The sequence below is a fragment of the Chryseobacterium sp. IT-36CA2 genome (assembly GCF_949767875.1).
GTDB lineage: Bacteria > Bacteroidota > Bacteroidia > Flavobacteriales > Weeksellaceae > Chryseobacterium.
The window spans coordinates 46,502-57,613 of record NZ_CATKPG010000002.1 but is presented as its reverse complement, the minus strand read 5'-3'; the positions used below and the strand labels follow the sequence as shown (position 1 = coordinate 57,613).

The following is an 11,112-nucleotide window of genomic DNA, read 5'->3' as shown; positions in this document are numbered from 1 at the left end:
TCTCTCTCCTAAACCTTAAATCATCATCTCCTGCGCTCCCTGTAATTGGGACTGCAAAGATACAAACTCTTTTTTAACTGGCAACTTTTTTTTTGCAAAAGTTTTGAAGTTTTTTTCGTCTGTCTCTTTTTGAAGTAGCTAATGTTTTTGCCTATCTAAAGGCTCTTCTGCGCTGCTGAATGTCTTTCGTTTTTCAGTGGGGCAAAGATAGAAACTTAACTCACTCCACGCAAATTTATTTAACATAAATGTTACATTTTATTCATATTTATCCCTAAGACACTGGAATGCAGTAAGAAAAATTTTAAACATTTGTTTGGGAGGTTCAGTGAGAGGGGGCTGGGAGTTGGAGAGTTTGGATGTGAGAGGGGTTTTCGTGAGTAATGAGTAATAAAAGGTATACCTATATATATTATACAATAATAGATATCTTTCTAGAAATATTCTTTTTCCAGGTTGGGGATAAAGCCCGCTTCTATTGAATCGCCAGGTACAATTAACCACAGACTGCACGGATTTGCACAGAGGACAACCGGTACAATATATAAGAGAGGTTACAATAGCAGAAATATTATGCATCGTAAGTAAAATACTTCGACTCTGCTCAGCATGACACCGCTAATATTTACTGCTAAAAAACCTTAGACATTATACTCTCATTTTACTTCCTTTACAATTCTCATCAATAAGTCTGGATTCCTGCGGAATGACACAATGGGAATAGCAGGATATCTCCACACTGGTTTGTATAGGAATGATAGATTTAAAAACTTCAAACTGATTACCGAAACCCAGCAACCAGGAACCCACAACTTTATAACCCGAAACCCATCATTCATCACTCATCACTCATCACTCATCACTCATCACTCATCATTTATAATTAACTCCCCTTCCCTAGCCCTGATAGAAATGGTTACCCCGCAGCTTACGTTGGTGGGTGGGTGGGTTTGGGAGTGGGTGCGCTGGCGCGAGGAGTAGGAATGGATAGCAGGATGAAGCTCCTGAGAATGGTGGAGAGTAGGAATAGAAAAGGTTCTATCTATTATATATATGGAGAAAAATTACGATGTTCTATCTAATGTGCTTTCAGCAGTGGTTTTTCTTTTTATGATTCAAGTTTTCAACTATAAGAATAGATGTAATAGTCAGAAAAACCGGCTTACATCTTTTTTTGATTCCTTACATTTGTAGTGCATTCCGGATTCTAAGGAGTGAAATGAGTTTTATATGACAGACAGAAAATATAAGGAAACGGTACATACTGATAAAAGCAACTACGAATATATTACGGTAACCCACGACGAAAATAACGTCAGAATCTATACTCTGAAAAATGGATTAAAGGTTTTTCTTGCCCAGAATTTTATTTCTCCTAGAATACAGACCTTTATTCCGGTAAGAACAGGAAGTAATAATGATCCGTCTGATAATACGGGACTGGCTCACTACCTAGAACATATGATGTTTAAGGGTACTTCTAAGATAGGGACTCAAAACTGGGAAAAGGAAAAGGTGTTTCTCAACCAGATTTCGGAATTGTATGAAGCACACAAAGCTGAGCAGGATTCTGAAAAGAAAAAAGAGATCTATAAAAAGATAGACGAAGTTTCTCAGGAAGCCAGTCAATATGCTATTGCGAATGAATATGACAAAGCTATTTCTTCTCTGGGAGCCAGTGGTACCAATGCGCATACATGGTTTGATGAAACGGTATACAAAAACAATATTCCGAATAATGAGCTTGAGAAATGGCTGAAGATAGAAAAGGAAAGATTTTCTGAAATTGTACTTCGCCTTTTCCATACTGAACTGGAATCTGTGTATGAGGAGTTCAACAGGGCACAGGATAACGATTCCAGACTTGTCAATTACGAATTGATGGACGCGCTCTTTCCTACCCATCCCAACGGGCAGCAAACAACATTAGGAAAGCCTGAACATTTGAAGAACCCTTCTATGAAGGCTATCCACAAATACTTTGATGAATATTATGTTCCTAATAATTATGCATTGGTATTGGTTGGAGATCTTGATTTTGAAAAAACCATTCAATTAATTGATCTGTATTTTGGCAGCTTACCCTATAAGGAACTTCCTAAGAAGACTCCTATTATTGAGAAACCTATCACAGAAATTATAAAAAGAACGGTAAAAAGCCCTACTACTCCACGCACCCAACTTGCATGGAGAACAGACAACTACGGAACCCGCGAAGCTATGCTGGCAGACATCACCGCCAATATCCTCAGCAACAGAGGGGAAGCCGGATTGTTGGATCTGCACATCAATCAGACTCAAAAAATGCTTTGGGCACAGGCTTTTTCTGTGGGATTGAAACAATATGGTTATTTCTCCATCGTTGCGGTTCCTAAGGAAACTCAAACGCTGGAAGAAGCAAAGAACATTGTATTGGAAGAGATTGAACTGATCAAAAAAGGAGATTTTCCAGACTGGATGTTACCCGCTATCATTAATGATTTCAAACTTCAAAGAATGAAAGGCCTTGAAACTTCGGAAGGACTGGCCACCAATCTTTATGATACCTATATAAAAGGAAGGACCTGGGAGCAGGAACTGAATGAAATGGATGAGTATGCTTCATTTACAAAGGAGGATGTAATCAATTTTGCAAATGAATTTTTCAAAGAAAACTATGTGATCATTGATAAGGAAAAAGGGGTCAACGACAGATTGATCAGAGTTGAAAATCCCGGGATTACTCCTATTAAAATCAATCGTGATAGTCAGTCGAAATTTTTAACGGAAATTTTATCTGATAAAACTGAAGATATACAGCCGGAGTTCATCGACTATGAGAAAGCAATTACTACTGTTGATGTAAAAGGAAAGAAACTGAGCTTTGTTAAAAATAAATACAACGATATCGCTCAGGTTCATTTTATTTTTCCTTTTGGAAGTGATAATGACAGAGACCTGGCCATTTCAACCCAGTTGCTTCAGTATTTAGGGACAGATCAATTTTCTCCTGAAGATTTAAAAAAGGAATTTTTTAAAATCGGGGTTACTAATGATTTTAAAACAACTCATGACCAGCTGACCATTACCTTAAGCGGGTTGGAAGAGAATATAGAAAAAGGAATTATTCTTCTTCAGCATTGGATGACTGATGTAAAGCCTGACGACGATATCTACAGCCAGTTTGTGAAAAGTGTTATAGAAAACCGCCAGGCGATTAAAAAGGATAAAAACCGTATCATGACTGCCCTTACCAATTATACAAAATTGGGCAGTACATCACGTTTTACCAATGTTATTTCTAAAGAAGAACTGGAAAGCAGTACCGCAGAAGTATTTACCGACAGAATGAAAAATTTGTTTAAAGCTCCTTACCAGATCTTCTTTTATGGAAAAAACTTTGAACATTTCAATGGATACATTGATAAATATATTGAAACAGAAAGCGTTATAATCCCTGAAGCGAAACAATATCCTGAACCTGATACGGGTGGAAATGTTTATTTCGTTGGTTATGATATGGTTCAGGTGGAAATGAGTAAGATCGGAAAAGGAAATGAAGTAGATCCACAATATTTTGGTAAGGTAAATGTGTTCAATGAATATTTTGGAAGAGGATTATCTTCCATTGTTTTCCAGGAAATGCGTGAGAGCAAAAGTCTTGCTTATTCTGCCTATGTTTCCTATGCTGCCAATTCAGAATTGAAGCACCCTGATTACGTTACCACTTATATCGGAACACAGCCTGATAAGCTTATGATTGCTGTTGACACTCTTAATGAGTTGATGGAAGAACTTCCTGAAGTACCTATTCAGTTTGAAAATGCCAGAAACGCAGCTCTTAAACAGATTGCTTCTACAAGAGTAAGCCGCGAAAATGTATTTTTCAATACGTTGAATCTGAAGAAACTCAATATCTATCACGATTTTAGAAAAGATATCTATGATCAGATCCAGAATCTGAAATTTGAAGATCTGAAAGAATTTTATAAAACAAGAATCCAATCTGTTCATTTCAATACAGCCATTCTCGGTAAAAAAGAAAATCTGGATATGAATGCTGTCAATAAAATGGGGACATTTAAAGAAGTAAGTCTGAAAGATATTTTTGGACATTAAAACAACAAACCGCCCGATAGAACTATCGGGCGGTTTGTTGTTTTATAAATGATCAATGATAATTGATGAATGATTATTCATAACTCATCATTTATAATTCATAATTTTTACGTCATCATACAATCACCGTCACCATCCTGGTAATTGGGATTAAAGTTCTTCGGAAGCAGTTCCAATAAGTCTTTATGAAATAGATATTCTCTATTGAAATCCCGTTCATAGATATGAGAAAATACTTTTGATTGTTGTATGGCCTTGTTCAGTTGGGTTTGATAGCTTGTAAAACCTTTTATCTTATTATTCACAATGAAATAATTGAGAAACCGGACAACCTCATCTACATCAGTATTTGAAAAGAGGTAAGGAATTTTAAGATACCCGTCTCGAAGTTGTAATAGAAGGCAGGCTTTGAGTGTATTATTTTGGTCAAAAATCTTGATCCAGGAATATTTAAAAGTACCTGCAAAGCTTGAAAATAAATATCTTTCATCTTTTTTGCCTTCTAAAACCCATGGATGATCTATAAAAGTATTGATTTCGTCTGCGTTGCGTACTCCTGAAAATTCATTGATGAAATCAGCACTTTCTTTATCTATACGATCAAGCATTTCATATTTGAAATTTGGCTTCTTTATAGGAAAGTTCTTTATTGATATCAATAAATTAGCAGCAGCATCCAACGCCTGAAAAATGGGTTTCAATGGTTGGGTTTCCGGTTTTTTTTCTGGAATTATTTTGGCTGCATCGGTTTTAAAATAATATCTTTTCCCTTCTTTAGGAAAGACATATTCAAAAACACCCATAATATTATATAAAGCTTCTGCTTCTTTGGTAAATTCTGTAATGGCAATTTTGCCTTCGTATTCTTCAAAAACTTTTTTCAACAGAGCCTTTGCTGGTCTTTTTTTTCTGTATTCGGGGTTTACATATAAAGTGCTCAGCCATGCATAGCGGATTTCTTTACCGTCAATCATGAAAGAATCCGGGAAACACCCTACATAGCCGATCAGTTTTTCTTCATCAAAAGCAAGAATAAGAAGGATATCTTCATCTGCAGCCTTTGGATTTTTTATGTGGGATAAAGCCCGATGCCTTGTAATCGGGAGAAAATCATATTGCTGGAAAGTTCCGGATGATATAAAATCTTCCAGTTCTTTTCTGTTGAATGTTTTCAGCGTTATCATTCTCTAATAATCGTATTTTTATTGATCAGTTTTTTCAGTCTGAAATAAGCGATTTCTTTTTTCAGAATCTGTGCACCGCTCTCCCCCATTTCCATGGGAATCCTCTGGAAATTTCTTTGTACGCTATCCAATTTTACGCCTGCGCATCCGAAACTGCAATATATTTCTTCATTTTTAAAAAGCTCATCAAAAAAATCCTTCTTAACCTCAAAATCGGTAAAAGGAAATGCAAAACTTTCATACAGAAACCCATTTTCTTTTAAATAAGCAAAGGTTCTGCCTGTTGTTTTCATCTGTTCGTTCAAGGATAGTTCTCCATATTTCGGGTGATCCCAACTGTGCGAAGAAATTCCGAAACCTTTACGGGTAAGTTCTTTTAATTCTTCTGTGCTTAAATAAGGCCGATGTTCTTTTGAATATGCTTTAAAATCTACCTCAAGTTTTTCTGCAAGCCAGTCCAAAGTATCTTTTCCTTGATAGTTGACTGATAAAATTTTCTTTTGTAAAATACCTTTCTCAACATGACTGTCCAGAGAAAGTATACGATAAACTTCCGGATCTATGGCTTTCTTTTTCTCAACAGCATCTGCAAGAAGGCTTGCTTTACATCTGAACATCATCTCTTCATTGTCTATGAAAGCCGGATTTATAAAATTACAGGCATAAATTCCCTTTTGTTCCAAAATGGGAGCTGCAACATGATAAAACTCTCTAAAACCATCATCAAAAGTTAATAAAGCAATCTTTTTCTTAGGTTTAAAATTCCCAGAAGTAAATTCTTTGAACTCCTGCCAGTCTACAAACTGAAAATTCTTTGACAGATGATCAAGATCGTCTTCAAACTGTTTGGTAGTTTTATAACGGATTACATGTTTTATATGGGAAAGTTCTTTGTCTGAAACACTGTGATAAAGTGGTAAACAGTAATCTAGCGGAAAAGATTTCCCGATATTCTCAGATTCGAAAGCTGCCAAAGCATTGATGATCCTGTCTTTCATCTTGTTTAAAATAAAAAAGAATCTATTCAAAACTCAATTCAAATAGATTCTTAAAGGTATAACTTTTAAAAATTATTTTATAATCTTCATTTCATCAACAAGCCATCTGGAGTCTGCGAACTTATCGATAATGAAAAGGATATATTTTGTATCTACCATGATATTTCTGCTGAAACGCGGATCATAGTTGATATCACTCATCGTTCCCTCCCATTGTCTGTCAAAATTTAATCCTACAAGATTTCCGTTGGCATCAAGAGCAGGGCTTCCTGAGTTTCCTCCTGTAGTATGGTTGGTAGCAGTGAATCCTACAGGAACATCACCTGTTTTATCTTTATAGATTCCGAAGTCTTTTTTGTTGTAAAGATCAATCAGTCTCTTTGGAACATCGAATTCATAATCTCCAGGAACGTATTTCTCCATTACCCCTGCAAGGTGAGTCTGGTATCCATAAGAAACAGCATCTCTAGGAGTAGAACCTTTTACTTTACCATATGTCACACGAAGTGTTGAGTTGGCATCCGGGAAGAATTTTCTGTCCTTATCCGTCTGCATCTGCTGTGCCATGAACTTTTTCTGCAAAGCATCAATTTTTGCCTGCATTGAAGTATACTGAGGATCTGCAGTTTTCATATACGTTTCTTTCATGGAAACATATAATTGGTAAATTGGATCTTTCTTTAACGTTTTGATTAATTTATCCTGATTAGAAAAAGCTTTGTCAATATCTGTTGTTAACGCTCCTCCGTTTACAGCAGTTCTTCCTGTAATAACAGAGTTTTTAGACATATCTTCGATTACAGGAATATTGGCATTCTCATCTTTATATTTGTTGAATCCTGCCGGTAAAAACTGTGGTGCTGTTTTGTTAGCGTATAAAGCCAATAGTTTTGCTGTTACTTTAGCATCAAGTTCTGCACTGTAATCTTTGTAGAAAGAGGTTAGTTTCGTTTTTAACTTGGTAAGTTCTTTCTCATCCATTCTTCCAGCTTCTACAGAAGCTATGAAATCATAATAATCACCGGCAAGCTTTAAAGTCTCAGCGTTTTTCACCACTTCAGTGTAGTAAGCATTGTTTAATGCGTAAGGAGCCTGATCATTGTACAGTTTATTCAGCTGATCCAAAGTAGTTTTGATCTCCGGGTTTTTAGCCACCAAAGAACCTTCATACATTACTTTCTTTTCTACCGCATTGGATTTTTTCAATCCTTCCACTTCACCGATCCATTTTTTCCAGTAGTTGGCTACAGAAGCATATTTTGAAGCATATTTAATACGAGTTTCATTGTCAGCACGCATTTTTTCGTCTAATGTTTTCAAAGCTACATCACGTACCGCAATTCTAGCAGGATCAATATCCTTCATGATTTTCTCTACACCAACTGCAGGAAGATATTCCGTAGTTTTCCCCGGGAATCCGAATACAAAAGTAAAATCGTTTTCATTTTTATCTTTGATAGAAACCGGTAAGTAATGTTTTGGAACGTAAGGTACGTTGTCTTTTGAATATTCCGCAGGTCTGTTGTTCTTGTCTGCATAGATTCTGAACATGGAGAAATCTCCGGTATGTCTTGGCCAAACCCAGTTGTCTGTATCACTTCCGAATTTCCCAATGCTTTGAGGCGGAGCGCCTACAAGACGGATATCTTTATATGTTTCGATGGTGTAAGCATAGTATTTGTTTCCATAATACATAGGCTTTACCATGATAGACTGGTAAGATTCAATTTTCTGAGCGTTTTTGTAAACCTCAATATTATTGTTGATCTTTTTAGTCAGTTCCGGTTCTGTAAGATTGTCCGTACCTTCTAAAATCTGATCAGTAGCTTCTTTTATATCTACAATAAAATCTACTTTTAATCCCGGGTTAACAAGTTCCCCTGCTGTATTTTTTGCCCAAAAACCGTTAGAAAGAAGATCATTCTGAACGGTAGAATGCGCCTGAATCTGGCTGAAACCACAATGGTGGTTTGTTAAAAGCAATCCTTTAGGCGAAATAATTTCCGCAGTACATCCGCCATTAAACTGTACTACCGCATCTTTAATGCTTGGTTTCTGAGGGTTGAAAATATCCTTTGCAGAGATCTTCATTCCCAAATCCTTCATTTCCTTTTCATTCAGCTCTGTAGGGATCCACATTCCGCCATATTGTTGTGCAAATGCCATTGCAGCAGGCAAAAGAAATACAGATAAAAGTATCTTTTTTGTCATAATCAAAATTTTGCCCCAATTTACAAAGAAAAATAGGAATAGGCTTTATAAAATACGCGGAAAAGTTATTATGAGGCTATTTTTAAAAAGATGAATAGCCTATAGTAAATTATGCTTCGCAAGGGAATGGTGAATTTTATGATCATATGGCACTTCCAGGTTTGTTGTAAATTCATTAAAAATTGACAAGCGAAGCGAATTGACCATATTCACTATTCATCATTCACTCATTCTATCCCTTCCCTCTGGCTCAGTTTTTGTTGATTGGAAGTAACTTTATTACTAAAAAACATACTTAAATTAATTATTATGATGAAAAGCAAAATGCTCATGTTGGGAATGGTGTCAGTTCTATTTCTTGCTTCATGTACTAAAAAAGAAACAACTGAAACAACTGCTACAGCAACAGATTCTGTGACTGCCGTACAACCTGCCGCCACAGACAGTATCACTAAAGCAACTCCTACGGCAGCAGGTGACACTTCTGAAAACTCATTGGATTGGGCAGGTACTTATGAAGCGACGGTTCCGTGTGCTGACTGTCCGGGAATCAAGACTTCTTTAACATTGAATGATGATAAAACATTCAGCATTAGTGAAGAATATCTTGACAGAAATTCAAAGAACCAGGATAAAGGAACCTTTGCATGGGATGCTACAGGAAGCATGATTACTTTAAAAGGAAAATCTGCCAACTATAAATATAAAGTGGGTGAGAATATTCTGATCCAGCTGGATATGGAAGGAAAAGAAATTGACGGTCCCAACAAGGATCTTTATGTATTCAAGAAAAAATAAAAATAAAGGCTTCGGCCTTTATTTTTTGCTTATATCTTATCTAAAACTGATAGGCTTTGATTTTCGGATCATCTACCAAACGTCTGGTTAATCCTTCATGATGGCTAATTTTTCCTGTAACTCTCCAGATCACTGTAAAACCTTCCTGTGAATACTGCTGTCTGATCATCAGATAGGCTAAACGATTTTCTTTAAAAATATTCTCACAATATTTAATATCTGCTGAGTTGATAACTGCTATTCTATATTCCCTTATTTTATTATAATTGTCAATAAAACTCTGCAAATAAGTTAAAGCACTCAATATAATTAACACCAAAGCGGTTCCCAACATGGCAATATACACATATCCGGAACCTACCGCCATTCCTATGGAAGCAGTTGCCCAAATGGTGGTTGCAGTGGTAATCCCTTCAATTTTATTATCTCCTTTAAAAATAACACCTGCACCCAGAAATCCGATTCCGGTAATGATATTGGCTGCCAAACGATCCGGATTGGCCACTCCTATTTTGATGGAAAGTATGGTAAACAGACAGGCTCCGAAACAAACCAGAATAAAGGTTCTAAGCCCCGCAGATTTATTACGGTATTCACGTTCAGCACCAATGAACAGTCCTAAAATAACGGAAATAAGGATGAGTAGTAATTCATTTTTAACAGCATAATGGTCCTGAAGAAAATCCATTTTTTTCAATTTAAGCGTAGAATAAAATTACGACAAAAAATCCATCTGTAAAGCGATCAATGAACTTTGTTTAGGGCAAGAAGATTTTATTGGACTGAAAAACTTTCGTAATATTACAGATTAAATGGAAAAGGCAAGTACAGGAGTTATGAAACCTACATTTTTTTCAACAAAAGAAGAATTCAGAGAATGGCTTGAGAAGCACCACGAAGATGAGAAGGAGCTCTTAACAGGGTTCTACAAAACCGGAAGTGGAAAACCTTCTATGAGCTGGTCTGAATCTGTAGATCAGGCTCTGTGCTTTGGCTGGATAGATGGCGTAAGAAAGTCGATAGATCACGAAAGTTATTCTATACGCTTCACGCCAAGAAAGTCATCGAGTATCTGGAGCAAAATCAATATAAAAAAGGTTGAGGAGCTTACGAAAACTGGACTGATGACTTCTGCTGGTCAAAAGGCATTTGATTTCAGAAAAGAGGACAAATCCGGAATTTATTCTCATGAAAAAGCAGATGTTTCTCTTGATCCGGTCTATCAGAAACAGTTTATGGATAACCCTGCTGCCTGGGATTTTTTTGAAAGTCAGGCTCCATCCTACAAAAAGGTGATTATCCACTGGATCACAAGCGCCAAACAGGAAAAAACAAGACTTTCCCGACTTGAAAAAGTCATCGATATAAGTAAACAATCAAAAAGATTAGAATAAAAAATAGTATTATGGATAAAGAAATTTCACACTTCTGGTTAGGATATTTCAAGAATGAAGAAGATTTTTACAGTTTCGTAGAAGAGGATGAAAATTATTATATAGAGGAAGAAACTGACGATCAGTATGTTTCCAAGTTTGCAGAATCTCAGAACATCAAGTGGTTTGACGATGATTTTATAGAATTTGGCTTCGAGGATGAAAGTCTTAGTCTTTATGACAAATTCGCAGAATATTCTTATGCTGACCAATGGCTTCCGATTCTGGAAAGAAAACTGAATGAATTAAGTCTGGATACTCCGGTGAATGCTATCATTTTCGCAACAAGATTTGTGATTCCTAATCCTATCTCTGTAGAAAATGATGATTTTGCACTGCATTATGTGGGTGAGATAGAATACGATATTTAATATCGACAGGTAAAATAAA

General features: G+C 36.2%; 8 protein-coding genes. 4 read left to right on the top strand and 4 right to left on the bottom strand.

Annotated elements, in window-relative coordinates; translation table 11 throughout:
- Positions 1-1,230: 1,230 nt before the first annotated feature.
- Positions 1,231-4,098: a M16 family metallopeptidase gene (locus ACM6F9_RS00605; protein ID WP_414843944.1), complete on the top strand. Its 2,868-nt coding sequence runs from the start codon at positions 1,231-1,233 to the stop codon at positions 4,096-4,098.
- 107 nt (positions 4,099-4,205) lie between these two features.
- Here ACM6F9_RS00605 and ACM6F9_RS00600 read toward each other — a convergent pair whose 3' ends face one another.
- The 3 genes from ACM6F9_RS00600 to ACM6F9_RS00590 all read right to left on the bottom strand — a co-directional run bounded on the left by ACM6F9_RS00600 (position 4,206) and on the right by ACM6F9_RS00590 (position 8,491).
- Positions 4,206-5,282, bottom strand: a complete 1,077-nt coding sequence (locus ACM6F9_RS00600; protein ID WP_414843943.1) for a GNAT family N-acetyltransferase — start codon at positions 5,280-5,282, stop codon at positions 4,206-4,208.
- Positions 5,279-6,280 (bottom strand): polysaccharide deacetylase family protein, encoded by a 1,002-nt coding sequence (locus ACM6F9_RS00595; protein ID WP_414843942.1) that lies wholly within the window; start codon positions 6,278-6,280, stop codon positions 5,279-5,281. The genes ACM6F9_RS00600 and ACM6F9_RS00595 overlap by 4 nt, the downstream gene beginning before the upstream one ends.
- Positions 6,281-6,352: 72 nt before the next feature.
- Complete coding sequence (locus tag ACM6F9_RS00590) at positions 6,353-8,491, bottom strand: S46 family peptidase (RefSeq protein ID WP_414843941.1); 2,139 nt, start codon at positions 8,489-8,491, stop codon at positions 6,353-6,355.
- A gap of 309 nt (positions 8,492-8,800) precedes the next feature.
- On the opposite strand from ACM6F9_RS00590, the gene ACM6F9_RS00585 reads away from it, so the two are divergent.
- Complete coding sequence (locus ACM6F9_RS00585; RefSeq protein ID WP_414843940.1) at positions 8,801-9,289, top strand: copper resistance protein NlpE; 489 nt, start codon at positions 8,801-8,803, stop codon at positions 9,287-9,289.
- 40 nt (positions 9,290-9,329) lie between these two features.
- On the opposite strand, the gene ACM6F9_RS00580 is transcribed toward ACM6F9_RS00585, so the two are convergent.
- The gene (locus ACM6F9_RS00580) at positions 9,330-9,977 is read right to left on the bottom strand and encodes an MgtC/SapB family protein (protein ID WP_414843939.1); all 648 of its coding nucleotides are present in this window, start codon (positions 9,975-9,977) and stop codon (positions 9,330-9,332) included.
- Positions 9,978-10,125: 148 nt separating this feature from the next.
- Here ACM6F9_RS00580 and ACM6F9_RS00575 point away from each other — a divergent pair, with 148 nt between their 5' ends.
- The gene (locus ACM6F9_RS00575; RefSeq protein ID WP_414843945.1) at positions 10,126-10,683 is read left to right on the top strand and encodes a YdeI/OmpD-associated family protein; all 558 of its coding nucleotides are present in this window, start codon (positions 10,126-10,128) and stop codon (positions 10,681-10,683) included.
- A gap of 11 nt (positions 10,684-10,694) precedes the next feature.
- Positions 10,695-11,093, top strand: coding sequence for an immunity 22 family protein (locus tag ACM6F9_RS00570; protein WP_414843938.1), 399 nt, complete (start codon positions 10,695-10,697; stop codon positions 11,091-11,093).
- Positions 11,094-11,112: the final 19 nt, after the last annotated feature.